The organism is Pseudomonas protegens CHA0, assembly GCF_000397205.1.
GTDB classification, from domain to species: Bacteria; Pseudomonadota; Gammaproteobacteria; order Pseudomonadales; family Pseudomonadaceae; genus Aquipseudomonas; species Aquipseudomonas protegens.
On record NC_021237.1, the window covers coordinates 5937559 to 5962037 of the forward strand.

The following is a 24479-nucleotide window of genomic DNA, read 5'->3' on the forward strand; positions in this document are numbered from 1 at the left end:
GGCCGATCGCAGCCTGCGACAACGGCTACAGTGGCCAGAGGAGGAAAAACCACTGGTCAGACCGGTAAAGCCAATCTGCACCCTCCCCCTTGTAAATCCATAAAACCCGAGCGTAGACTGCGCCTGCACTGGACATACCGGTAAGACCACAATAATTAAGTCCTCCATCCGTTGCGCGTCCCCCGCGCACGGCAGACAGGACACCGACCAGGATTCCCCCCCATGCTCAGATGGTGCTCGCGTTCGATTTTCCTCCAGGTTGTCCTCGGACTGATGCTCGGCATCGTGTGCGGACTCACCCTCCCCGAATACTCCTCCCAGCTCAAACCCCTAGGCGATGGTTTCATCAAGCTGATCAAGATGCTGATCGGGCTGATCGTGTTCTGCGTGGTCGTCAGCGGCATCTCCGGTGCCGGCGACCTGAAGAAGGTCGGCCGCATCGGCCTCAAGTCGGTGATCTACTTCGAGATCCTCACCACCGTGGCCCTGGTGATCGGCCTGATCATGGCCTTCAGCACCGGCATCGGCAGCGGCGCCAACATCCATCTGGAGCAACTGTCCACCGCGGACATGGGCGACATCGCCCAGCGTGGCCAGCACATGCACACCACCACTCAGTTCCTCATGGACCTGATTCCCACCTCGGTGATCGGTGCCTTCGCCGAGAACAACATCCTCCAGGTACTGCTGTTCTCGGTGCTGTTCGGCAGCGCCCTTAACCTGGTGGGTGAAGCCGCCTCGGGCATCTCCCGGCTGATCAACGAACTGAGCCATGTGATCTTCCGCATCATGGGCATGATCGTGCGTCTGGCGCCCATCGGCGTGTTCGGTGCCATCGCCTTCACCACCAGCAAGTACGGCCTGGATTCGCTGCAGCACCTGGGCAGCCTGGTGGGGCTGTTCTACCTGACCTGCTTTGCCTTCGTCGCGGTGATCCTGGGCCTGGTGATGCGTTTGTCGGGCCTGCGCATGCTGCCCTTTCTCAAGTACCTGCGCGAAGAGTTGCTGATCGTCCTCGGCACCGCTTCCTCCGACGCCGTGCTGCCGCAGATCATGCGCAAGCTGGAACACCTGGGGATCGGCAGTTCCACCGTAGGCCTGGTGATTCCCACCGGCTACTCGTTCAACCTCGACGGCTTCTCCATCTACCTGACCCTGGCCATCGTCTTCATTGCCAACGCCACCGGCACTCCGCTGTCCATGTCGGACCTCTTGACCATTCTTCTGGTGTCGCTGATCACCTCCAAGGGCGCCCACGGCATCCCCGGCTCGGCGCTGGTGATCCTGGCGGCAACCCTGACTGCAATCCCGGCGATTCCAGTGGTGGGCCTGGTGCTGGTGCTGGCGGTGGACTGGTTCATGGGCATTGGCCGCGCCTTGACCAACCTGATCGGCAACTGCGTGGCCACCGTCGCCATCGCCCGCTGGGAAAAGGACATCGACGTGCAGCGGGCCAACAAGGTGCTCAGCGGCCAGCAGGGCTACACCTTCCAGGCCCGAAAACCGGTGACCGGCGCCCACCAGCAGGAATTTTGACCCGACCTTGTGCCTGTCATCGGCAGGCACAACACTCGGCGCGGCAACAGCGCGCTATTAATCGTTCATGGAGTCAGCAGTGATCAGCTCGTCAACAGTGGTGAATTCAGTGGTAGAAAAGCTCCGGGCCGCCCTGGCCCGCGGCCAGTGGCGCTCCGGCGACATGCTGCCAGGGCAACGCGAATTGGCCGAGCAACTGGGCATCAGCCGCCCCAGCCTGCGCGAAGCGGTGATCGTCCTGGAGACCCTGGGCCTGGTGCGCTCCATGCCCGGCAAAGGCGTGGTGGTGCTGGACACCCCCCTGGACGAAGCGCAGAACAGCGACAGTGCAGTGGCCGGGGCCAGCCTCGAAGACGTGCTGCAACTGCGCTACACCCTGGAGCCCTTCATCGTCGGCCTGGTGGCGCAATCCATCAGCAGCAAGGAAGTCGGCCAGTTGCGCCTGACGCTGATGGACATGCGCGAAGCCCTTGAAGCCGGCGACAGCGAAGCCGGGGTCAACGCCTACATCGCCTTCCACGAGGAACTCTTCACCCTGACCAGCAACCCGATCTTCCAGAACGTGGTGCAACAGACCAGCAATGCCCTCAAGCAAAGTGCACAGATCCTGCGCAATTCACCGGAGCACCTGGCCGAACGCCTGGAAGAAAATGAGGCGGTGGTGCGGGCCATCCGCAACAAGAACAGCGCCCTGGCCAGCGCCGAGATGCGCCGGCACATCCTCCAGGAAGGCCAGCGCATGGGCATCGAACTGAATATCCCGGACGATCACCTGGGCAACAGCGCCCAGTAATCCCCCCGAGTCAGCAACCGGACTGGAGACAGGCCATGGTCAGCTACGCCCTGAAAAACAATCCCTTCACCCGGGTGGCCAGCCTGCCAAGGCGCCCGCGGGGCGAAAGGAAGCTGCTGGTGGATGATGTCTACCCGCAGATCTTCGACGCCATTCTCGAACAGCGCATCGCTCCCGGCAGCCGCTTCACCGAAGACAGCCTGGGGCAGGCCTTCGGCGTCAGCCGCAGCATAGTGCGCCAGGTCCTGGCGCGGCTTTCCCATCAGCAAGTGGTGATCCTGCGGCCCAATTACCGGCCCCAGGTGGCGGCGCCGGACCTGGAACAGACCCGGCAGATCCTGCATGCCCGGCGCCTGACGGAAATCACCCTGGTGCGCCTGGCCTGCCAGCAGCCCCGGCGCCAGTTGCAACCCTTGCGCGAGTTGATCGCCCAGGAGCGCGAGGCCATTGCCCGCGACCAGCGCGGGCCGGCTATCCGCCTGTCCGGGGAGTTCCATCTGCAACTGGCGGAAATCGCCGGCAACGGACCCCTGGCACAGTTCCTCGGCAGCCTGGTGCCCCTGACCTCACTGGCCATCGCCCAGTTCGAGGGCCAGGCCCGCAACTACTGCTCCTGGCAGGAACACTCGAAGATCATCGATGCACTACAGGAGGCCGATGCCGAAAAGGCCGAAACCCTGATGAACCAGCACCTGGCGCACCTGGAGCAGCGCCTGCTGGGCGGCCTGTAGCCGCCATCAGCCCGCGAGCATCCGCTCGAACCCCTGCCGGATCTTCTCTTCCGGCAGATCGTCGGCAATGAACACCATCACGCTCTCGCGCACTTCGCCTTCGGCCCATTCGCTGTCCCAATCGAAGCCATAGAGCTTGAGCACGCCCTGGAACACCATGCGCCGGGGCTCGTCGATAACGCTCAGCACACCTTTGTAGCGCAGCAGTTGCTTGCCGTGGTCTTCCAGCAGCTCATTCATGAATTCGCTCAGGCGATCCAGGTCCAGGGCTTGCTCGGTGCGCAGCACCAGGCTGGAAATCCGGTCCACTGACGGCGCCTTGCTCACTGGCCGCAGGCTGAGACCGCCCCCCAGGTCGGCATTGAGATTGAACCCCCGCACATCCAGCAGTTCGGCCAGGTCGATCTGGCCGTGCTCCACCAGGCGGATCGGTGCCCGGCGGTTGATCCGGGTCAGGCGCTGGCCGAGGGCTTCGAAAGTCGCCTCGTCCACCAGGTCACGCTTGCTCACCAGCAGCCGGTCGGCAAAACCGATCTGCGCCTGGGCAATGGTCTGGGTCAGGTGGAACTCGGCGTGCTTGGCGTCCACCAGGGTGATGATGCCGTCGAGGATATAGCGTTCGCGCAGTTCCTCATCGATGAAGAAGGTCTGTGCCACCGGCGCCGGATCGGCCAACCCGGTACACTCGATCACCAGCCGGTCAAAGTCGATCTCGCCGCTGTCCAGACGCTCCAGCAACAGGTACAGGGCCTTGGTCAGGTCGGTGTGGATAGTGCAGCAGACGCAGCCGTTGGACAGGGTCATGACCTGTACCGGCTGCTCGCCCAGCAACTGGGTGTCGATGCCGGCATCGCTGAATTCGTTCTCGATCACGGCGATTTTCAGGCCGTGCTCGGCCTTGAGCAGGTGGCGCAACAAAGTGGTCTTGCCGGCGCCAAGAAAACCGCTGAGCACGGTCACGGGAATAGGGTTGTGCAAAACAGGATCTCCCACGCATAAAAACGTAGAAGCCGGCTTGTCGGCGATGGCGTCCGAAGAACCGCTATCGCCGGCAAACCGGCTCCTACAGGGGTGTGGCTCAAACGCTGTATTTCAACAGCACTTCGGACCGCCCTTACCGCCGTATCGCGCCTCCTGGCGTTCCCGGAAGAACGCCTCGTACGACATCACCGGCTTGTCCGGGTGCTTGGTTTGCATATGCTCGACGTAGTTGTCGTAGTCGGGCATGCCGACCATCAGGCGCGCGGCCTGACCGAGGTATTTACCGAGGCGACTCAGGTCATTGAACATCGTTGCAATCCTCGAGTTACGCGTCCGGCACGGCCTGATAGGGCGATTCTTTATCCGTACGCTCCTTGCTGCCCCAGGCGGCGATGCCGACCTTGAGCGCGTAGAACAGGATGCTGAACACCACCAGCAGGAACAGGGCTGTCAGGGTCGCGTTGGTGTAGGCGTTGAAGATCACGTGCTGCATCTGCGTGATGTCCTTGGCCGGAGCGATGATCTGGCCGTTGGCCATTGCATCGCTGTATTTCTTCGCCAGCGACAGGAAGCCGATCGCCGGGTTGGCGTCGAACAGCTTGATGAAGCCTGCGGTGGTGGTGCAGATCAGCAGCCACACAGCCGGCAGCAGGGTGACCCAAATGTAGCGCTGGCGCTTCATCTTGATCAGCACCACGGTACCCAGCATCAGGGCGATACCGGCCAGCATCTGGTTGGAGATGCCGAACAGCGGCCACAGGGTGTTGATGCCGCCCAGAGGATCGATCACGCCCTGGTACAGCAGGTAGCCCCAGAGCGCCACGCAGCCTGCGGTGGCAATCAGGTTGGCGGTCCACGACTCGGTGCGTTTCAGCGCCGGAACGAAGGAGCCCAGCAGGTCCTGGAGCATGAAGCGCCCGGCACGGGTACCGGCGTCCACCGCAGTGAGGATGAACAGGGCTTCGAACAGGATCGCGAAGTGGTACCAGAAGGCCATGGTGTTCTCACCCGGCAATACATGGTGGAGGATCTGCGCGATCCCCACTGCCAGGGTCGGCGCGCCGCCGGCACGGGCCAGGATGGTGTTTTCACCGATGTCCTTGGCCACCGCCTGCAGTTGGTCCGGGCTGATCGCAAAGCCCCAGCTGCTGACAGTCTGGGCTACCGCCACCACGTCGCCGCCGACGATGGCCGCCGGACTGTTCATGGCGAAGTACACGCCCGGCTCGATCACCGAGGCCGCGACCATGGCCATGATCGCCACGAAGGACTCCATGAGCATGCCGCCGTAGCCGATGTAGCGGGCGTTGGCTTCGTTATCCAGCAGCTTGGGCGTGGTGCCCGAGGAGATCAGCGCATGGAAGCCGGAGACCGCGCCACAGGCGATGGTGATGAACAGGAAGGGGAACAGGCCGCCTTTCCACACCGGGCCGGTGCCGTCGGTGAACTGGGTCAGGGCCGGCATCTTCAGCTCGGGCATGGTGATCAGGATGCCGATCGCCAGAGCGATGATGGTGCCGATCTTGAGGAAGGTCGACAGGTAGTCCCGCGGTGCCAGGATCAGCCACACCGGCAGTACTGCCGCGACGAAACCGTAGCCGATCAGCATCCAGGTGATCTGCACGCCGGTGAAGGTGAACATCTTGCCCCACACCGGATCCGCCGCCACCTGGCCACCCAGCCAGATGGAGCCGAGCAACAGCAGCACGCCGATCAACGAGATCTCACCAATGCGGCCCGGGCGGATGTAGCGCATGTACACGCCCATGAACACCGCGATCGGGATGGTCGCCATCACCGTGAAGATGCCCCACGGGCTCTCGGCCAGGGCCTTGACCACGATCAGCGCCAGCACCGCGAGGATGATGATCATGATCAGGAAGCAGCCGAACAGCGCGATGGTCCCCGGGATACGGCCCATTTCCTCACGGACCATGTCGCCCAGGGAACGGCCGTTACGCCGGGTGGACAGGAACAGCACCATGAAGTCCTGCACCGCACCGGCCAGGACCACCCCGGCAATCAGCCACAGGGTGCCGGGCAGGTAGCCCATCTGCGCCGCCAGCACCGGGCCCACCAGGGGGCCTGCGCCGGCAATGGCCGCGAAGTGGTGACCGAAGAGGATGTGCTTGTTGGTCGGGACGTAGTCCAGACCATCATTGTTGACCACGGCGGGCGTGGCCCGTCCCGGGTCCAGCTGCATCACGTTGTTGGCAATGAACAGACTGTAATACCGGTACGCCACCAGATAGATGGCCACGGCGGCGACCACAATCCACAAGGCGTTGATCGCCTCGCCGCGACGCAATGCAACTACGCCAAGGGCGCAAGCTCCTACGATTGCCAGCAGCAGCCAAGGAACATGGCGCAGCAGGCTATTATTATTTTTCATTTTTTTATTCCAGCCAGGAGGATAGAAAAACCGCGTTTCGAGTGTAGCGCTACTGCTCTTAAAGACCACCCCCCACGTTGGTCTAGAGCCTTCTTTTAACTTATGAGGGCGGTTTTTCTTGCTCCCGATCTGCCTGAGCGGCGCCCGCCAGGAAAAAACCGGAACCCTGGGCACTTGCCGACAGTCGCACGCTTGAGCCCTGGTGCAGGAACCTCCATGTCAACGCCACCCGAACAACCGCCATTGCCACCGCCACTCCTGTATTTACTGTGCCTGACCCTGGCGCTGTTTCTCAGCGGCTGGCTGCCCTTGCCGCTGCCGGTCAATAACGGCGTGCGCAGCCTGGCAGTGATCCTGATCGTCTTCGGGCAGGGCTTGTCGTTCTGGGCCATGTGGCGTTTCCGGCAACAGCGCACCACCTCCAGCAACTTCGACCAGCCCGACCAGTTGCTCCGCGATGGCCCCTTCGCCATCTCGCGCAACCCGATCAACCTGGGCGACACCCTGGGCTACTGCGCCATTGCCCTGCTGCTGGGCAACCTGTGGCCCTGGCTGTTGCTGCCGGGGCTGCTGTACCTGATGAACCGCACGGTAATCCGCCCGGACGAGAGACAACTGCTGGAGCTCTTTGGCCAGCCCTACCGTGACTACTGCCGCAAGGTCCGGCGCTGGTTGTAGCGACAGGCGCGAACCGGGGTCTATAGTTCAGGGCACCATGCAGAGGGCCAGCCCATGACCGAGCAACACGACGACCGCCGACGCTTCAAACGCATCGCCTTCGATGCCCGGACCGAACTCAGCCAAGGCACCCACCGCTGGCCGGTACGGCTGCTGGATCTTTCACTGAAGGGCCTGCTGATCGAGCGCCCCGATCCGTGGCTGGGCGACCCGGCGCGCCCCTTCGAGGCCGACATTCACCTGAGCTCCGACGCCGATGTGCGCATGGACGTACAACTGGCCCATGACAATAAGGGCCAACTGGGCTTCGTCTGCCTGCACATCGGCCTGGAGTCCATCGAGCACCTCAGGCGCCTGATCGAATTGAACCTGGGAGACCCCGAGGAGCTTGAGCGCGAGCTCGGGGCCTTGATCGATATCTGATGCCCTTTCAGGGAAACAGCGCGGGCTCGGGAAACTCGCTTTCCGTGTCCCAGTAACCCGCCTGCTGGCGCGTGGTGACAGTCCACTGGCCGTCGGCATAACGGAAGGTGCGATAGGTGGTAACGAACTCTTCGTTCTCCATCGATGAAGCGGACGACACCTGCTGGATGCTTTCCGTGCCGCCACCAACGGACGGTACGATCTGCCAGGCCGCCTTGCCGGTCTGGGCAAACACCAGCGGCTGCTTCTCCGCGCCCTCCCCCTGGCACAGCACCGGGTCCAACTGATTCTGTTCCGGCATCAGCACTTGGGTGGCCGGGCCGCTGTAGCTGCCCATGGGAGCGGTCTGGTCGATGGTCAGGAAAAACGCCGGGGACGGCAGGCCGTTCAGCGGTGCCTTTTCCACGGTGGCCATCGGGTAGCCCAGGGACTTCTGCGCCAGTACCTCGCCGCTATCGGACACCAGGCGCGCCTGGGCTCCCAACGGCGCGCTCGGCTGATCCCCCTCCGGCTCGGCAAAGCTGTCGGCGTCTAGGCCATTGCCCCAGCTATCGGCATGCAACTGGGGGGTGATGCGCACATCCTCCAGCACCTCCAGCACCGAACCGTCGCCCACCAACACCTGCTGGGCAATCCGATAGCCTTCCGGCACCTCGGCCGGCTGTGCCAGGGCCAGGCCGCAATAGCCCAGCAACCCCCAACCCAACACCCGCCCCCTGAATCCGCTCATGGCCATATCACCTGCTTCCTTTCAAAAAAGACCTACATGCTTACTCGAAAAGTGCATCCAGCGCCTGCTCTAGGCGGGTCACGGCAATGATCTTCAAGCCCGGCGGCGCCTCTTTCGGCGCGTTGCCCTTGGGCACGATAGCTCGCTTGAAGCCGTGCTTGGCCGCTTCCTTCAAGCGCTCCTGACCGCTGGGCACCGGGCGCACCTCACCCGACAGGCCGACTTCGCCAAACACCAGCAGGTCATGGGGCAACGGACGGTTGCGCAGGCTCGACATCACGGCGGCCATCAACGCCAGGTCGGAGGCGGTTTCCAGCACCTTGACCCCGCCCACCACGTTGAGGAACACATCCTGATCGTGGGTGGGGATGCCGCCATGGCGATGCAGCACCGCCAGCAGCATGGCCAGGCGGTTCTGGTCCAGGCCCAGGGTCACCCGGCGCGGGTTGGCCAGGTGGCTGTCATCCACCAGCGCCTGGACCTCCACCAGCATCGGCCGGGTGCCTTCCCAGGTGGCCATCACCACGCTGCCCGGAACCTCTTCCTGGGCACGAGTCAGGAAAATCGCCGAAGGATTGGAGACCTCCTTCAATCCGCGGTCAGTCATGCCGAATACACCCAGCTCATTCACCGCACCGAAACGGTTCTTCACCGCCCGCAGCAAGCGCAGGCGCCCGTCGGATTCGCCTTCGAAATACAGCACGGTGTCCACCATGTGCTCCAGCACCCGCGGCCCGGCCAGGGCGCCTTCCTTGGTCACGTGGCCGACGAGGAAGATCGCCGTGCCGCTCTGCTTGGCGTAGCGCACCAGCAAGGCCGCGCTCTCGCGCACCTGGGACACGCCGCCCGGGGCCGACTGCAGTTGTTCGGTGAAAATCGTCTGGATCGAGTCGATCACCATGACCTTGGGTTTTTCTACCCGGGCCGTGGCGATGATGGTTTCGATGCAGGTCTCGGTCATCACCCGCAGTTGGTCCTGGGGCAGGCCCAGGCGCCGGGCGCGCATCGCCACCTGCTGCTGGGATTCCTCACCGGTGACATACAGCGCCGGCATGCGCGTGGCGATATTGCACAGGGTCTGCAGCAGGATGGTCGACTTGCCGATCCCCGGATCACCACCGATCAGCACCACCGAACCGTCCACCAGGCCGCCGCCCAGTACCCGATCGAGTTCACCGGAAGCGGTGGAGAAACGCGGAATTTCCTCGACGCTGACTTCCGCCAGGGTCTTGATCTGCGCCTGCTGCCCGGCCCAGCCGGTGCGCCCGGCAGGTGCCGCCGCGCCGCCGCTTTCGATCATGGTCTCGGTCAGGGTGTTCCAGGCCCCGCACTCACCGCATTGCCCGGCCCATTTGGGAAAGGTGGAGCCGCACTCGGTGCAGCCGTACATGCGCTTGGCCTTGGCCATCTGAACCCCCGGCAAAAACCGCGATGATAGCTCAGCTGGCGCGGATCAGCGCGGTGCGGCGGTACGTATCTGCCCGCTGGCCAGGCGCGTGGCGCTATTGCCCAGGGGATCCTCGGCATTCAGGTCGGCGCCCTTGGCGGCCAGGGCGTCGAGCAATTCGACCCGCTTGAACAACCCGGCGTACATGGCGGCGGTCTGCCCGGCGCCATTGCGCTGGTCGGGACTGCAATCGGCGGCCAGCAGGCGCCGGGCGATCTGCACCTCGCCCTTGAAGATCGCCCCCATCAAGGCCGTGTTGCCACGCTTGTCCTGGGCGCAGGCGTTGGCCCCAGCGGCCAGCAGGCGCTCCACCGCCGGGCCCTGGCCGTGATAGGCCGCGAGGATCAGCGCGGTGTAGCCCTTTTCATCCTGGGTATCGAGGGAATAGCCGGCCGCGATAAAGGTGTCGAGCATTTCCACATCGCCACGGCGGGCGGCATCGAAATAGTAGTTTTCCAGCTGGACCTTGACCGCCACCGGGTCGGCGGCGGCCGCTGCTTCGGCCGTAGGCTGCGCGTAGGCGGCAAACGACCAGGCCACTGACAGCAGCGCTATAAAAAGACGCATGGCGCGACTCCTCTGTCGGAAAAAGACGTCACGCCCGGGCGGGCGTGACGGGTAAGGCTCGCTCGATCAGTCGCTCAACTTCACCGCCAGGGCCTTGACTCGGGCCAGGTCGCCCTTGGCCACCTTGGTCACCCCAGTGCCGTATTCAGGGTCGGCCTTGTAAAGGAACGACAGCATGATGTGCTTGCTCTCATCATCAGTGGTGGCCAGGGAGCCGCCGAAGCTGTCGATCAGGTCCTGGCGTTCCTTCTTGCTGAAGGAGCGATACAGGTCACCGGCCTGCTTGAAGTTCTGCTCGCGCTGGATCTTCGCCTGCTGGGTGCTGCCCGCCAGCGCCATCTGGCTGTAGCGCGCGGTCTGCGGCTCTTCGCGTGGCATCAGGCGGCTTGGCTGGTAGTTGACCCCCGTGCTGCTGTGGCCCAGGTTCATCGCGCCGTCCTGGTTGCCGTTGTTCACCGGGTTCTTCGGCGCGTTGATCGGCAGTTGCAGGGCATTGGCGCCGATGCGGTACATCTGGGTATCGGCATAGGAGAACACCCGTCCTTGCAGCAGGCGGTCTTCCGACGGTTCGATGCCCGGCACCAGATTGGCCGGCGCCATGGCCACTTGCTCGGTTTCCTGGAAGACGTTGGCCGGATTGCGGTTCAACACCATCTGCCCGACTTTGCGCTCGGGCACGCCGGGCCAGATCTTGGTAGCGTCCAGCGGGTCGAAATCAAACTTGGCCAGGTCTTCGGGTTTCAATACCTGGACATACAAGTCCCACTTGGGAAAGTCCCCTTTATTAATGTGGGTTACCAAGTCATTAGTCATATGACTGTAATCGCGGCCCTGTACCTCCACCACTTGTTTCGGGTCGAGATTCTTCAGACCCTGCAGGCTCTTCCAGTGGAACTTCACGTAGTGCACTTCGCCCTTGGCGTTGATCAACTTGTAGGCATGCACACCATTACCGTCCATTTCCCGGTAACTGGCCGGAGTGCCGGAGTTGGAATACAGCTCGGTCAGAGTACGGGTGGCTTCTGGAACATGGGAGAAGAAGTCGAAACGCCGCGAGTCATCGTCGAGATTGGTGCGCGGATCGGGTTTGAACGCATGCACCATGTCCGGGAACTTGATGGCATCACGAATGAAGAAGGTCGGGAAGTTGTTGCCCACCAGGTCCCAGTTACCGTCCGCGGTATAGAACTTGGTGGCGAAGCCCCGTGGATCGCGCAAGGTTTCCGGGGAGTGGTTGCCATGCACCACCGCCGAGAAACGCACGAATACCGGGGTCACTTCGCCGGCGGCAAACACCTTGGCACGGGTCAGGTCCGTGAGGTTGTCGGTTACCGTGAAAGTACCGTGGGCACCCGTGCCACGGGCATGCACCACACGCTCTGGAATGCGCTCGCGGTCGAACCGCTGGAGTTTCTGAATCAACTGCACGTCTTGCAACAGCACCGGGCCGGTGGCGCCCGCAGTCTGCGAATTCTGGTTGTCGCCCACTGCCGCACCGTTGTCGCGGGTCAGCGTGGCGGCCTGTACGGAAAGGGAAAGCATACTGGCGGCAAGCACGCCCAGTACGCGTCGCTGGGAAAGACTCCCAAGGCCAAGAGAAGCGGTCATGTTGTATTCCTCTAGTTATATAAGGCGCATCTCGATGCGCCTGCTAGAGGCTAGTGACTAAATATTTGAAAGATAAATAGAAAGGCCGTAACCGTTCGATTGACAGAATGTACTGGTTATATCGTGGGGCGCGGGGTATATCGCGCGCGATTTGATGGCACTTTGAATAAACTATTTGCCTCTTTATCGGTCGATAACCCCGCGAGCTGTAAAAAGTTGTTTCGGCAAAATGCTTTTTGCTGAATTACACTGCCGTAACCAACCTCATCTGTAGCAAGGAATAACCTATGGGCGTGCTAAGTGAATTCAAGGCCTTCGCGGTCAAAGGTAATGTGGTCGATATGGCCGTCGGTATCATCATCGGCGCCGCGTTCGGCAAGATCGTCTCGTCCTTTGTTGGCGACGTGGTCATGCCGCCAATCGGCCTGCTGATCGGTGGGGTGAACTTCGGGGATCTGGCGGTCACGCTCAAGGCGGCTGCGGGCGATACGCCGGCAGTGGTCTTGGCGTACGGCAAGTTCATCCAGAGCATCATCGACTTCGTGATCATTGCCTTCGCCATCTTCATGGGGGTCAAGGTGATCAACCGTCTCAAGCGCGAAGAAGCCGTGGCCCCGACGCTGCCGCCGGTGCCGACCAAGGAAGAAGAGCTGCTGGGGGAGATCCGCGATCTGCTCAAGGCTCAGAACAACAAGCCCTGAGGCTGATCCCGCAATACGACAACGGCGCCCTGATGGCGCCGTTTTCATTACCAGTAGTTTTCCACCGCCACCTGCCCCGGTCGCCGGGTCAGGCTCAGGCTCATGCCCCGCTGCTTGAGCAGGGCGCGGGTGTCATCGATCATCTGTGGGTTGCCGCAGAGCATCACCCGGGAGTGCTCGGGGCTCAGATCCACGCCGGCGGCACGCTCCAGCTCACCGCTCTCGATCAACTGGGTGATGCGCCCGTTGAGGCTGCCCGGATGCTGCTCGCGGGTCACGGTGCTGATGAATTGCAGCTTATGGGCAAATTCCGCCAGGTATTCGCGCTGGGGCAACTCGGCCAGCAGGCGCTGATAGGCCAGCTCCTTGGCCTCGCGCACGCTGTAGACCAGGATGATGCGTTCGAATTTTTCCCACACCTCGAAGTCCTGGAGGATCGACAGGAACGGCGCAATCCCGGTGCCGGTGGATAGCAACCAGAGGTCGCGACCATCGACGAAACGGTCCAGGGTCAGGTAGCCAAAGGCCTGGCGATCCACCAGCAGGCTGTCCCCCACTTCCAGGCGGCTCAGCTCGCTGGTGAACTCGCCGCCGGGCACCACGATGGAAAAGAACTCGAGAAACTCATCGAACGGCGACGACACCATGGAATAGGCGCGCCACACCGTACTGCCGTCGGCCTTGGTCACCCCGAGGCGAGCGAACTGCCCGGCACGAAAGCGAAAACCCGCATCCCGGGTGGTGCGCAGGGTGAACAGGCTGGAGGTCAAGGGCTGGACCTCGAGCAGGGTCTGGCGGGTGTACTTTTCTTCACTGGCAGTCATGACAGGCTCCACAAAACCGATGCGCTAGTGTCCCGCAAAGCGCCGCGCAGAAACACCGGCGGTTTGTAGTGGCATAGAGCGCGGGCAATCAGCGACAAAAAAACGTACCATTTAGCCCCGCTTCGAACAGCCCGCACTGCCGCTGTCCGAGGGTTCCCGTGCACTCGACAACCCCCACCGCCGGGACATTCACCGATTACCTAGAGTCCGCCCCATGCCCCTGCTTGCAAGCCCCTTCGCCCAGCTCGACCTGATCCGCCAGCCCGAACAGCAGAACGAGCCACTGCAAGCCTTCGACGCGGCGGACGAATACCTGCTCAATCACCTGGCCGAACAACAACCGGCCAGCGACACCCGGGTGCTGGTGCTCAACGACAGCTTCGGCGCCCTGGCCGCGAGCCTGCTGGGCAAGGTCCAGGTCAGCAGCAGTGGCGACTCTTACCTGGGCGCCCTGGCCCTGGAAAAGAACCTGGTGCGCAACGGCCTGCCCTTCGACGCCGTGCGTGTGGTGCCGGCCAGCGAGCCCCTGGCCGGCCCCTTCGACCGGGTGCTGATCCGCGTCCCCAAGACCCTGGCCCTGCTGGAAGAGCAACTGATCCGCCTGCAAGGGCAGCTGGCCCCCGGCGCCCAGGTGGTGGCGGCGGCGATGGTCAAGCACCTGCCCCGCGCCGCCGGTGATTTGCTGGAGCGCTACATCGGCCCGGTCCAGGCCTCGCTGGCGGTGAAAAAGGCTCGGCTGCTGATTGCCACGCCGCAAGACAAGCAGCCCGTCGTGTCGCCCTACCCGACCCGCTATCGCCTGGAACAGCCGGCCATCGAGCTGCTCAACCACGCCAACGTGTTCTGCCGCGAAGGCCTGGACATCGGCACCCGCGCCTTCCTCCCGCACCTGCCGCAGAACCTCGGCAGCGCCCGGGTCGCGGACCTGGGCTGCGGCAACGGCGTCCTGGCCATTGCCAGCGCCCTGGACAACCCCCAGGCCCATTACACCCTGGTGGACGAATCCTTCATGGCGGTGCAATCGGCCCGGGAGAACTGGCAGGCCGTGCTGGGCGAGCGCGAAGCCCAAATGCGAGCCGGCGACGGCCTGGCCGGACAGGCAGCGCAATCCCTGGAGGTGGTGCTGTGCAACCCGCCGTTCCACCAGCAGCAGGTGGTGGGCGACTTCCTCGCCTGGCGCATGTTCCAGCAGGCCCGGGAGGCCCTGGTGGTAGGGGGCGCACTGTACATCGTCGGCAACCGCCACCTGGGCTACCACAGCAAGCTGGCGCGGCTGTTCCGCGGCGTCGAGCAAGTGGCGGCAACCCCCAAGTTCGTCATCCTCAAGGCCCGCAAGTAAGGTCTCGCCAGAACACAGCGGCCTTTTCGACAGGCAAAAAAAACCCTCCACCAAGGGAGGGTTGAAACCGTGCCGCAAGGCAACGGGATGGGATGATCAGTGGGTGGTCAGGCCTGCGGCATTCATGAACATGCGCATCAGGCTGGCGACCACGAACAGGGCCAGGACACTGCCGCCCCAGATCATTACCAGCCAACCCAGGCGCTGCCACAGCGGCTTCTTTTCCGCCTGTTCGATTTCCTGCAAAGAGTGTTTACCGCTCATGACCTCAACTCCTGCCTAACCCGGATTCCCGTAGGAGCTGGCGTGCCAGCGAAAGCGACCGCAAGCTCGGCGCAAGGCGCGAAGGCCTCTTCGCCGGCAAGCCGGCTCCTACCTAGTGATAACCGTCTTCGTGGGTGACCTTGCCGCGGAACACGTAGTAGCTCCAGAAGGTATAACCCAGGATGAACGGGATGATGAACAAGGTGCCCACCAGCATGAAGCCCTGGCTCTGCGGCGGCGCGGCGGCGTCCCAGATGGAGATCGACGGTGGCACTATGTTCGGCCACAGGCTGATGCCCAGGCCGCTGTAGCCGAGGAAGATCAGCACCAGGGTCAGCAGGAACGGCGTGTAGTGGGCGTTGCGGGCCACGGCGCGGAGCAGGCCGTACATGGTCACCAGCACCAGGATCGGCACCGGCAGGAACCAGAACAGGTTCGGCAGGGTGAACCAGCGCGCGGCAATCTCGGCGTGGGCCAGGGGCGTCCAGATACTGACGACGCCGATCACCGCCAGCACCACGTAGGCCAGGGGCCGCGCCAGGTCATGCATCTGCAGTTGCAGCTTGCCTTCGGTCTTCATGATCAGCCAGGTGCAACCGAGCAAGGCATAGGCCACCACCAGCGCCAGGCCGCAGAACAGGGTGAACGGGGTCAGCCAGTCCAGGGAACCGCCGGCGAACTGGCGGTTGACCACCGGCAGCCCATCGATGAATGCCCCCAGGGCCACGCCCTGGAAGAAGGTCGCCGCCACCGAGCCGCCGATGAAGGCCTTGTCCCAGATGTGGCGCTTGTCTTCCTTGGCCTTGAAGCGGAACTCGAAGGCCACGCCGCGGAAGATCAGGCCCACCAGCATCAGGATCAGCGGCAGGTAGAGTGCCGAGAGCACCACCGAGTAGGCCAGCGGGAAAGCGCCGAACAACGCCGCGCCCCCCAGTACCAGCCAGGTTTCGTTGCCGTCCCAGACAGGCGCGACGGTGTTCATCATTACGTCACGGTCGCGGTCGTCCTTGACGAACGGGAAGAGAATCCCGATCCCCAGGTCGAAGCCGTCCATGACCACGTACATCATGATGCCGAAGATGATAATCACGGCCCAGAGCAGCGGAAGATCAATACCCATGACTCAGTTCCCCTTGTTCAGGCGGGTGCCGTGGTCGGCGTCGTGGTCATCGTCGGCTGCGGACAGCGGACGGGCCGGGGTGCGTTTCTGGCCGGGGCCACCGTGGCTGGTTTCGGCACCTTCGTTGGTAACCGGGCCTTTGCGCACCAGGCGCATCATGTAGCCGATACCCACGCCGAACAGCGAGAAGTACACCACCACGAACAGCGCCAGGGTGATGCTCATCTGCACAAAGCTGTGGCCGGAAGAGGCATCCGCCGTGCGCATCAGGCCATAGACCACCCACGGCTGGCGGCCGATCTCGGTGGTGAACCAGCCGGCCAGGATCGCGATCAACCCGGACGGGCCCATCCACAACGCCAGGTACAGGAACGGGCGCGAGGTGTAGAGGGTGTCGCGCTTGCGCAGCCAGAGGCTCCACAGGCCGGTGAAGATCATCAGCATGCCCAGGCCGACCATGATCCGGAACGACCAGAAGACGATGGTCGAGTTGGGCCGGTCCTCGGGTGGGAACTCCTTGAGCGCCGGCACCTGCTTGTCCAGCGAGTGGGTGAGGATCAGGCTGCCCAGGTAAGGGATTTCCACCGCGAAGCGGGTTTTCTCGGCCTTCATGTCCGGCCAGCCGAAGAGGATCAGTGGGGTCGGCTCGTTGCCGACGTTCTCCCAGTGGCCTTCGATGGCGGCGATTTTCGCCGGCTGGTGCTTGAGGGTATTGAGCCCGTGGAAGTCACCGATCACCGCCTGCACCGGCGCCACGATCAGGGCCATCCACATGGCCATGGAGAGCATGCGACGAATGGCCGGGTTGTCCCGCCCGCGCAGCAAGTGCCAGGCTGCGGACGAACCGACGAAGAACGCCGTGGCGACGAACGCCGCTACAGCCATGTGCGCCAGGCGGTAGGGGAATGACGGGTTGAAGATCACCGCCAGCCAATCCACCGGGATCACCTGGCCATTGACGATTTCATAGCCTTGCGGGGTCTGCATCCAGCTGTTGGACGAGAGGATCCAGAATGTCGAGATCAGGGTGCCGATGGCCACCATCACCGTGGAGAAGAAGTGCAGCTTGCGCCCGACCTTGTTCCAGCCGAACAGCATCACCCCGAGGAAACCGGCTTCCAGGAAGAAGGCCGTGAGCACTTCATAGGTGAGCAAGGGGCCGGTGACGGACCCAGCAAAGTCCGAGAAGCGGCTCCAGTTGGTGCCGAACTGGTAGGCCATCACCAGGCCGGAGACCACGCCCATGCCGAAGTTGACGGCAAAGATCTTCGACCAGAAGTGGTAGAGATCGCGGTAGGTGTCGTCGCGGGTCTTCAGCCAGAGGCCTTCGAGTACCGCCAGGTAGCTCGCCAGGCCGATGGTGATCGCCGGGAACAGGATATGGAACGAGATGGTGAACGCGAACTGAATTCGGGCGAGATCAAGAGCCTCTAAACCGAACATAAGCTTTCCTCTATCAGGTAATACCGGCTGCCGGCCAGAGGCCTGCACCCACTGCCCCCACGGATATGGAGTGCGGCGAATTCGGATTCGTTCTTTTTTAAACCATCGCTACGCAGGGAGTCTGGCACTTGGGCCACCACATCAGCCTTTGCAAAAAGGTTTTGATCTGGATCAAGCAACGTTGAAAGAGTAGTCCTAATTTCGCCATGCAACTCTGTGGTTATTTGCCGCGTGACAGCTTGCCTCACCCTCTCAAGCCCGGGGTTTTCCCGGCTTTTCCCACACAAAACGCCTGTAGCCGCTGCTGAGCCTGCGAAGCTGCGAAAGGCCGGGCCGCGTTCGGTACGCAGGGCCTTGGCTGGCAACTTCCCGTCGAACCTGCGGCGTATTCAATATCCCGGCGTCTCCTTCGGAGCCGTTCGCAGCCTGCGGCAGCGACTACAGGATTCGCGACCAGGTGTTCGAGCGAAAAACAAGATAGATGCGCGGCTAACGAATTTTCCCCGAGCCGCAACTATTGGTTACATCTTGGTGATAATCTCGTGGCACTCCCCGCTCAGATCTACCGCCCGATGCCCAGCCAAGACCCTCTGCTGCTCCGTCACCATCGTCCGTTCATCGCGTTCTGGCTGGCGCGGATCTTTACCGCCAGCGGCTTCCAGATGCTCACCGTGGCCATTGGCTGGAACCTCTACCAACTGACCGGCAATGTGCTGGACCTGGGTCTGGTGGGGCTGGTGGAATTCGCCCCGCGGGTGCTGTTCATGCTGCACACCGGGCATGTGGCCGACCGCTACGACCGGCGCCGGGTGGCGGCTATCTGCCAGTCGCTGCAAGCCCTGATCGCCCTGGCCCTGGCCGTCGGCAGCCTGACCGACAGCGTCACCCGGGAAATGATCTTCATTCTGGCCTTCCTGCTCGGCGGCGCCCGCTCCTTCGAAATGCCCACCACCCAGGCCCTGCTTCCGAGCATCGTGCCCGCGGCGCTGTTTCCCCGGGCGGTGGCCGCCGCGCAATCGGCGCAGCAGTCGGCGACCATCGTCGCCCCGGCCCTGGGCGGTTTGCTGTACGCCTTCGGCAGCGTCTGGGTCTACGGCCCCACCGTGGTCCTGTACCTGATCGCCTGCCTGCTGATGCTCAACCTGCCGGCCCGGCAGACCCCGTTGAACAAGGGCAAGGCCACCCTCGATTCGCTGCTGGCGGGCATCCGCTTCATCCGTAGCCGCCCGGACATCCTCGGCGCCATCTCCCTGGACCTGTTCGCGGTATTGCTGGGTGGCGCCACCGCGCTGCTGCCGGTGTTCGCCAAGGACATCCTGCTCACCGGCCCCTGGGGCCTGGGGCTGCTGCGTTCGGCGCCAGCGGTGGGGGCCTTGCTGATGTCCCTGTGGCTGGCGCGTTTTAGCGTCGAGCGCAAGGTCGGGCGGGTGATGTTCACCGCGGTCGGGGTGTTTGGCGTGGCCACCATCGCCTTCGGCCTCTCGACTTCGTTCTGGTTTTCCCTGGCGGTGCTGGTGGTGCTGGGGGCGGCGGACATGATCAGCATGGTGATCCGCGCCTCTTTCGTGCAACTGGAAACCCCGGACGAAATGCGCGGCCGGGTCAGCGCGGTGAACGGCCTGTTCATCGGCGCTTCGAATCAGTTGGGGGAGTTCGAATCCGGGCTGACCGCCCACTGGTTCGGCACGGTGCCGGCGGTGGTGCTGGGCGGGGTCGGCACGCTGCTGGTGACCGGCGTCTGGATCAAGCTGTTCCCGACCCTGGCCCAGCGCGATCGGATGATCGAACGGCTCGAGCAACCCAAGGCCTGAAGCCGCGCCGGGCTGGCGCGGCCAGGTTCAAGCCTCAGTGGCTGGGCTGAGCTTCAGCAGCGGCTCGCCATTTCGCCGCCTCCAGCAGGTCGCAACCATCCTGCGTCAGTACATAGAGCACGTCGATGATGTGCGGGATGTCCTTCACATCGCCGTGGCTGAAATTCAGGCAGCAGAGGGTTTCCAGCAGATTGGCAGCCGTGCGCATGCGTTGCTCGGCGGCTTCGTGCAGCGCCTCAGGGGAGGCATTGGCGTTGATAAAAAACACACCTGGCCGGCTTATGTTGGATTTAAGCGGCACATAGTGAGCAGCAGTTTCCGGGGTATTCATCATTAGATCCTTCTTTATGAATGACCGCCCCAATCGTGACCAAACGATGGGTGGCGGACTGTGCACAGGTTGGTCAACCGGGAAGAAGGCACCCGGCACACCCGAAGGTGTCCCGCGCACAGCCCACCATTAAGCGTGCGGACACGAAAAAGTGCCTGCAAACCAGGGTGGCGCGTGCGCCTTCTAATTTCGGGTGACCAAACCCGGCCGCTGAATTGGCAGCGACGGCGCGAACTATAGGGGTGATGGGACGGGCGGTGCAAGAAGCGGCTGGTTAGCCTTTGTTACCCGTTCACAAGCCCCGTGCCCGACTCCTTGCCGAACCGAGCTGCGACAGAGAAACGCCCCGTGGGGGGCCTCGTAACAGGTTGTTGATCATTCTCTGCAATACAAAACCGCTACGAAGCGTGTAAGGTATCGCCTTACACTCGCACCCCATGATCAAGTCCTTTCAGCACAAAGGCCTGCGCGCCTTCTATGAAACCGGATCGACTCGTGGAATACGGGCCGAGCATGCACGCCGGTTGGCCCGCCAACTGTCGTTCATGGATCACGCCAGCGAACCGGCAGACCTCAATCTGCCGGGCTGGCGGCTGCACCCGCTCAGGGGCGACCTGCTTGGCTACTGGTCCCTGGTAGTGTCCGGCAACTGGCGAGTGATCTTTCGTTTCGTAGGTTCGGATATCGAGCTGGTGGATTATCTGGACTACCACTGAACAGGAGGCAGGATCATGCCCATCCACAACCCGCCCCACCCCGGTGACACCCTGCGCCTGGATATCTTGCCCGAAATGGGCATCAGCGTGACGGAGCTCGCGCGGCATATCGGCTACGCCCGCCCGCACCTGTCCAAGGTGTTGAACGGCCATGCGCCGATCCGTGCGGAACTGGCGGTCAAGCTGGAACGCGCCGGAATCGGCAAGGCCAAGGTCTGGCTGGCGGTACAGGCCGATTACGACATCTGGCACACAGAGCAGGAACTGCAACCGCTGATCGAGCCCATCGCGGCCCATGGCGACTGAGCCCTAGACCAGCAACTCCGCCGCCACCTTGGCGCGCTTACCGCGACCGCACAGCGCTTCCACCAAGGCCAGGACAAACGCCAGGGCCGCGGCGGAGCCCTGGGCGGTGATGCAGTTACCGTCCACCACCACCGGCTGGTCGACAAAGGTGCAGCCCAGCAGATGATGGCTGGCGCTGGGCAGGCAGGTCATGCGCCGCTGGCGCAGCACGCCATACGCCTGCAAGGCCAGGGCCGGGGCTTCGGCGATGCCGGCGAACAGGCGCCCCGCTGCGGCCTGATCCTTGAGCAGTTGCTGCAGCGGTTGATGGGCCGCCAGGTGCTGGGCGCCCACCGCGCCGCCGGGCAATACGATCAGGTCGAAGCGCTGGGCCAGCACGTCCACCAGCATGGCGTCGGCGGTCAAGCGGGTGCCCCGGGCGCAGGTGAGCATGCGCCGGCCTTCGACGCTGGCGGCCAGCACTTCGACTTCGGCACGGCGCAATACGTCGATCAGGGTCACGCTTTGCAGGTCGTCGATGCCTTCGGCAAGGGTGACCAGGGCTCTGAAGGTCATGGAGATGACTCCGCGTGGAGGTCTTTAAAGCTTAGTCAGCTTTGCCGGCTGCCGTTCAGGGCGCCGTCACTTGATGTAGATCTGCGCGCCCAGGCTGTTGCCCGGGGCGTTGAGCGAGGTGTTGCGAAAGCTGAAGGTGCCCTCCTGCTTGCCCGCCAGGTCGAAGACATAGACATAGCCGACGGTAGTCCCCGAGTTGCCGCAGGGCACATAGCTGGAGCCGTCCTCGCACACCGGCGAACGGGTGCCATCGACCTCGAAGCCGTCCAGGGTCACATGGGGCTCGCGACCGTAACCGATCTCCAGCACGTAGACCTTGATGTTCGGGCCGTTGTGATCGCACTGGGTCCGTTCACGGCCGTCGGAGACATCCTCCAGGCCGCAGGAAGGTGACAGCACCTTGAGAATCTCCACCCGGCTCAACGGCGGGGCCGAGCGCGCCATGGCCGGGGCCGCCAGCCAGCAGGCTGTCGCGCCGAGCAATGCCAGGGCTGTCATTTTCACTGTGCTGCGCATAAATCCCCCCTAAAACCAGGGCGCAGTATGCGCTACTTGCCAGCGCGGCAAAACATCGCCGACGATCGCAGCCATTGGCCCACGCTGCTGGTATGATGCGCGGCTTTTTCCGACCCAGAGCAAATCCGCAGGCACCTTATAAAGTCTGTGCTTTGCTGTTGGAGTCGATACATTCACGGCGCCCGGCGGCGCCACGGGGAGCAGACATGCTGGAAAGGCTGTTTCAACTCAAGGCACACAACACCAACGTGCGCACCGAGATTCTTGCGGGCGTGACCACCTTCCTGGCCATGGCCTACATCCTTTTCGTCAACCCGAGCATTCTCGGCGAGACGGGCATGGACAAGGGCGCGATCTTCGTTGCCACCTGCCTGGCGGCGGCCATCGGTTCCACCGTCATGGGCCTGATCGCCAACTACCCGATCGCCCTGGCACCGGGCATGGGCCTGAACGCCTTCTTCACCTACACCGTGGTCCTGCACATGGGCCACACCTGGCAGGTAGCCCTGGGGGCGGTATTCATCTCGGCGGTGCTGTTCTTCCTGCTGTCGATCTTCCGCATCCGCGAATGGATCATCAACAGCATCCCCCTGCCCCTGCGCTCGGCCATTGCCGCCGGTATCGGCCTGTTCCTGGCGCTGATCGCCCTGCATAACGCCCAGATCGTCGTGGGCAACGAGTCGACCCTGGTCGGCCTGGGCGATCTCAGCAAACCGGCCCCCATCCTCGCTGCCCTGGGTTTTGCCCTGATCGTGGCCCTGGAAGCCCTGAAAGTGCGCGGCGCGGTGCTGATCGGCATCCTCGCGGTGACCGTCGTCTCCATTCTCATGGGCGTCACCCCGTTCGGCGGCGTGACCTCGATGCCACCGTCCCTGGCCCCGACCTTCCTGCAACTGGACATCAAGGGCGCCCTGGATATCGGCCTGATCAGCGTGATCTTCGCCTTCCTGTTCGTCGATCTGTTCGACAACTCCGGCACCCTGATCGGCGTCGCCAAGCGCGCCGGCCTGATGGGCAAGGACGGCCACATGCCGAAAATGGGCCGGGCGCTGATCGCCGACAGCACCGCCGCCATGGCCGGTTCCTTGCTGGGCACCTCGACCACCACCAGCTACATCGAATCCGCGGCGGGCGTGAGCGCCGGCGGCCGCACCGGCCTGACCGCCATCGTGGTGGCGATCATGTTCCTGCTGGCGCTGTTCTTCTCGCCACTGGCAGCCAGCGTGCCCGCCTTCGCCACCGCACCGGCCCTGCTGTTCGTCGCCGTGCTGATGACCTCGGGCCTGGCAGAAATCGACTGGGAAGACATCACCGTCGCCGCTCCCGTGGTCGTCACCGCCCTGGCCATGCCGTTCACCTATTCCATCGCCAACGGCATCGCCTTCGGCTTCATCGCCTGGACCGTGATCAAGCTGCTGTCGGGCCGTGCCCGTGAGCTGAACGCGCCCCTGGTGATCCTGTCGATCCTGTTCGTGATCAAGCTCGGTTACCCCGCATGACTTTTGACGCCGCAAGCTACACCACCCAGTTGAATGACAAGGTCGCGCGCTTGCGCGACCTGCTGGCCCCCTTCGATGCCCCCGAGCCTCAGGTCTTCGACTCGCCCCTGCAGAACTTCCGCCTGCGGGCAGAGTTCCGCCTGTGGCGCGAGGCCGGGGAACGGCACTACGCGATGTTCTCCCAGGACGACAAGCGCACACCGATCCTCATCGAGGAGTTCCCCATCGCCAGCCAGCGCATCAACCAGTTGATGCCCCGGCTCAAGGCCGCCTGGCAAGCCAGCGCGCCCCTGAGCCACAAGCTGTTCCAGGTGGAGTTCCTCACCACCCTGGCCGGCGACGCGATGATCACCCTGTGCTACCACCGCCCGCTGGACGAGCACTGGCACAAGGCCGCGAGCCAGTTGGCCGCCGACCTCAAGGTCAGCGTGATCGGCCGTTCCAAGGGCAAGCGCGAGGTCATCGGCCAGGACTACGTAGTGGAAAAGCTCGAAGTCGGCGGGCGTACCTTCAGCTACTGCCAGCCCGAAGGCGCCTTCACCCAGCCCAACGGCACGGTGAACCAGAAGATGCTCAACTGGGCCTATGAAGCCCTGGGCGAGCGCCAGGACGACCTGCTGGAGCTGTACTGCGGCAATGGCAACTTCACCCTGCCCCTGGCCACCCGGGTGCGCAAGGTGCTGGCCACCGAGATCAGCAAGACCTCGGTGAATGCGGCCTTGAGCAACCTCAGCGAAAACGCTGTGGATAACGTCACCCTGGTGCGCTTGTCGGCCGAAGAGCTGACCGAAGCCCTGAACGAAGTGCGACCGTTCCGCCGCCTGCAGGGCGTGGACCTCAAGAGCTACGAATTCGGCAGCGTGTTCGTCGACCCGCCCCGGGCCGGCATGGACCCGGACACCTGCGAACTGACCCGGCGCTTCGACAACATCCTGTACATCTCCTGCAACCCGCAGACCCTGGCGGCCAACATCGCCCAGTTGCACGACAGCCACCGCATCACCCGCTGCGCGCTGTTCGACCAGTTCCCCTGGACCCACCATATGGAATCCGGGGTTTTGCTGACCCGCCGCTGATTTGCCGTGCAATAGCCAACAGCCGTCCTCGTGACGGCTGTTTGCATTCTGCCGCCCTCCCGCTCCGTAGGAGCCGGCTTGCCGGCGAAGGG

General features: G+C 63.3%; 26 protein-coding genes. 12 read left to right on the forward strand and 14 right to left on the reverse strand.

Annotation, left to right across the window (positions count from 1 at the left end):
- Positions 1–222: 222 nt before the first annotated feature.
- The 3 genes from PFLCHA0_RS26525 (at position 223) to PFLCHA0_RS26535 (ending at position 3060) form a co-directional block, all read left to right on the forward strand.
- Complete coding sequence (locus PFLCHA0_RS26525; protein ID WP_015637104.1) at positions 223–1536, forward strand: C4-dicarboxylate transporter DctA; 1314 nt, start codon at positions 223–225, stop codon at positions 1534–1536.
- A 79-nt stretch (positions 1537–1615) separates the two neighbouring features.
- The gene (locus PFLCHA0_RS26530; protein WP_011063573.1) at positions 1616–2329 is read left to right on the forward strand and encodes a FadR/GntR family transcriptional regulator; all 714 of its coding nucleotides are present in this window, start codon (positions 1616–1618) and stop codon (positions 2327–2329) included.
- A gap of 35 nt (positions 2330–2364) precedes the next feature.
- Positions 2365–3060 carry a GntR family transcriptional regulator gene (locus PFLCHA0_RS26535; protein ID WP_011063574.1) on the forward strand — a complete coding sequence of 232 codons (696 nt, stop codon included), beginning with the start codon at positions 2365–2367 and terminating at the stop codon, positions 3058–3060.
- A 6-nt stretch (positions 3061–3066) separates the two neighbouring features.
- Here PFLCHA0_RS26535 and yjiA read toward each other — a convergent pair whose 3' ends face one another.
- The 3 genes from yjiA to PFLCHA0_RS26550 all read right to left on the reverse strand — a co-directional run bounded on the left by yjiA (position 3067) and on the right by PFLCHA0_RS26550 (position 6433).
- A complete protein-coding gene (gene yjiA / locus PFLCHA0_RS26540) occupies positions 3067–4038 on the reverse strand; it encodes a GTPase (protein ID WP_015637106.1) in 972 nt (323 codons plus the stop codon).
- A 114-nt stretch (positions 4039–4152) separates the two neighbouring features.
- A complete protein-coding gene (locus PFLCHA0_RS26545) occupies positions 4153–4350 on the reverse strand; it encodes a YbdD/YjiX family protein (protein ID WP_007937254.1) in 198 nt (65 codons plus the stop codon).
- A gap of 16 nt (positions 4351–4366) precedes the next feature.
- Entirely contained in the window at positions 4367–6433 is a 2067-nt protein-coding gene (locus PFLCHA0_RS26550; protein ID WP_011063576.1) for a carbon starvation CstA family protein, read from the reverse strand.
- Positions 6434–6649: 216 nt separating this feature from the next.
- Here PFLCHA0_RS26550 and PFLCHA0_RS26555 point away from each other — a divergent pair, with 216 nt between their 5' ends.
- Both PFLCHA0_RS26555 and PFLCHA0_RS26560 read left to right on the forward strand, forming a co-directional pair.
- Positions 6650–7111, forward strand: a complete 462-nt coding sequence (locus tag PFLCHA0_RS26555) for a methyltransferase family protein (RefSeq protein WP_015637107.1) — start codon at positions 6650–6652, stop codon at positions 7109–7111.
- A 54-nt stretch (positions 7112–7165) separates the two neighbouring features.
- On the forward strand, positions 7166–7534 hold the full coding sequence (locus PFLCHA0_RS26560) for a PilZ domain-containing protein (protein WP_011063578.1): 369 nt from the start codon (positions 7166–7168) through the stop codon (positions 7532–7534).
- Between the two features lie 7 nt (positions 7535–7541).
- Here PFLCHA0_RS26560 and PFLCHA0_RS26565 read toward each other — a convergent pair whose 3' ends face one another.
- The 4 genes from PFLCHA0_RS26565 to katB all read right to left on the reverse strand — a co-directional run bounded on the left by PFLCHA0_RS26565 (position 7542) and on the right by katB (position 11886).
- Positions 7542–8270 (reverse strand): hypothetical protein, encoded by a 729-nt coding sequence (locus PFLCHA0_RS26565; protein ID WP_041752604.1) that lies wholly within the window; start codon positions 8268–8270, stop codon positions 7542–7544.
- A 34-nt stretch (positions 8271–8304) separates the two neighbouring features.
- Positions 8305–9672, reverse strand: a complete 1368-nt coding sequence (radA, locus tag PFLCHA0_RS26570) for a DNA repair protein RadA (RefSeq protein ID WP_011063580.1) — start codon at positions 9670–9672, stop codon at positions 8305–8307.
- 45 nt (positions 9673–9717) lie between these two features.
- Entirely contained in the window at positions 9718–10278 is a 561-nt protein-coding gene (locus PFLCHA0_RS26575; protein WP_015637109.1) for an ankyrin repeat domain-containing protein, read from the reverse strand.
- Positions 10279–10344: 66 nt separating this feature from the next.
- Positions 10345–11886: a catalase KatB gene (katB, locus tag PFLCHA0_RS26580; RefSeq protein WP_015637110.1), complete on the reverse strand. Its 1542-nt coding sequence runs from the start codon at positions 11884–11886 to the stop codon at positions 10345–10347.
- A 287-nt stretch (positions 11887–12173) separates the two neighbouring features.
- On the opposite strand from katB, the gene mscL reads away from it, so the two are divergent.
- Positions 12174–12587 carry a large-conductance mechanosensitive channel protein MscL gene (gene mscL, locus PFLCHA0_RS26585; protein ID WP_011063583.1) on the forward strand — a complete coding sequence of 138 codons (414 nt, stop codon included), beginning with the start codon at positions 12174–12176 and terminating at the stop codon, positions 12585–12587.
- 47 nt (positions 12588–12634) lie between these two features.
- On the opposite strand, the gene PFLCHA0_RS26590 is transcribed toward mscL, so the two are convergent.
- On the reverse strand, positions 12635–13411 hold the full coding sequence (locus PFLCHA0_RS26590) for a ferredoxin--NADP reductase (protein WP_015637111.1): 777 nt from the start codon (positions 13409–13411) through the stop codon (positions 12635–12637).
- Between the two features lie 214 nt (positions 13412–13625).
- Here PFLCHA0_RS26590 and PFLCHA0_RS26595 point away from each other — a divergent pair, with 214 nt between their 5' ends.
- On the forward strand, positions 13626–14750 hold the full coding sequence (locus PFLCHA0_RS26595; protein WP_015637112.1) for a methyltransferase: 1125 nt from the start codon (positions 13626–13628) through the stop codon (positions 14748–14750).
- 96 nt (positions 14751–14846) lie between these two features.
- On the opposite strand, the gene PFLCHA0_RS31440 is transcribed toward PFLCHA0_RS26595, so the two are convergent.
- From PFLCHA0_RS31440 to PFLCHA0_RS26605, 3 genes are all read right to left on the reverse strand, one after another.
- On the reverse strand, positions 14847–15014 hold the full coding sequence (locus PFLCHA0_RS31440; protein ID WP_011063586.1) for a DUF2474 domain-containing protein: 168 nt from the start codon (positions 15012–15014) through the stop codon (positions 14847–14849).
- A 112-nt stretch (positions 15015–15126) separates the two neighbouring features.
- Positions 15127–16134: a cytochrome d ubiquinol oxidase subunit II gene (gene cydB / locus PFLCHA0_RS26600; protein ID WP_011063587.1), complete on the reverse strand. Its 1008-nt coding sequence runs from the start codon at positions 16132–16134 to the stop codon at positions 15127–15129.
- A gap of 3 nt (positions 16135–16137) precedes the next feature.
- A complete protein-coding gene (locus PFLCHA0_RS26605; RefSeq protein ID WP_011063588.1) occupies positions 16138–17577 on the reverse strand; it encodes a cytochrome ubiquinol oxidase subunit I in 1440 nt (479 codons plus the stop codon).
- Between the two features lie 572 nt (positions 17578–18149).
- Here PFLCHA0_RS26605 and PFLCHA0_RS26610 point away from each other — a divergent pair.
- Positions 18150–19388, forward strand: a complete 1239-nt coding sequence (locus PFLCHA0_RS26610) for an MFS transporter (protein ID WP_015637113.1) — start codon at positions 18150–18152, stop codon at positions 19386–19388.
- Between the two features lie 34 nt (positions 19389–19422).
- Here PFLCHA0_RS26610 and PFLCHA0_RS26615 read toward each other — a convergent pair whose 3' ends face one another.
- Complete coding sequence (locus PFLCHA0_RS26615) at positions 19423–19719, reverse strand: hypothetical protein (protein ID WP_019096028.1); 297 nt, start codon at positions 19717–19719, stop codon at positions 19423–19425.
- Positions 19720–20156: 437 nt separating this feature from the next.
- On the opposite strand from PFLCHA0_RS26615, the gene PFLCHA0_RS26620 reads away from it, so the two are divergent.
- The gene (locus PFLCHA0_RS26620) at positions 20157–20435 is read left to right on the forward strand and encodes a type II toxin-antitoxin system RelE/ParE family toxin (RefSeq protein ID WP_011063591.1); all 279 of its coding nucleotides are present in this window, start codon (positions 20157–20159) and stop codon (positions 20433–20435) included.
- A 15-nt stretch (positions 20436–20450) separates the two neighbouring features.
- Entirely contained in the window at positions 20451–20741 is a 291-nt protein-coding gene (locus tag PFLCHA0_RS26625; RefSeq protein ID WP_015637115.1) for a HigA family addiction module antitoxin, read from the forward strand.
- Positions 20742–20744: 3 nt separating this feature from the next.
- On the opposite strand, the gene PFLCHA0_RS26630 is transcribed toward PFLCHA0_RS26625, so the two are convergent.
- Positions 20745–21296 carry a DJ-1 family glyoxalase III gene (locus tag PFLCHA0_RS26630; protein WP_015637116.1) on the reverse strand — a complete coding sequence of 184 codons (552 nt, stop codon included), beginning with the start codon at positions 21294–21296 and terminating at the stop codon, positions 20745–20747.
- Between the two features lie 66 nt (positions 21297–21362).
- Positions 21363–21812 (reverse strand): DUF4879 domain-containing protein, encoded by a 450-nt coding sequence (locus PFLCHA0_RS26635; RefSeq protein ID WP_015637117.1) that lies wholly within the window; start codon positions 21810–21812, stop codon positions 21363–21365.
- A gap of 206 nt (positions 21813–22018) precedes the next feature.
- Between PFLCHA0_RS26635 and PFLCHA0_RS26640 the strand changes: the two genes are divergently transcribed.
- Both PFLCHA0_RS26640 and trmA read left to right on the forward strand, forming a co-directional pair.
- The gene (locus PFLCHA0_RS26640) at positions 22019–23311 is read left to right on the forward strand and encodes an NCS2 family permease (RefSeq protein ID WP_015637118.1); all 1293 of its coding nucleotides are present in this window, start codon (positions 22019–22021) and stop codon (positions 23309–23311) included.
- A complete protein-coding gene (trmA, locus tag PFLCHA0_RS26645) occupies positions 23308–24387 on the forward strand; it encodes a tRNA (uridine(54)-C5)-methyltransferase TrmA (protein ID WP_015637119.1) in 1080 nt (359 codons plus the stop codon). Before PFLCHA0_RS26640 ends, trmA begins: the two co-directional genes overlap by 4 nt.
- Positions 24388–24479: the final 92 nt, after the last annotated feature.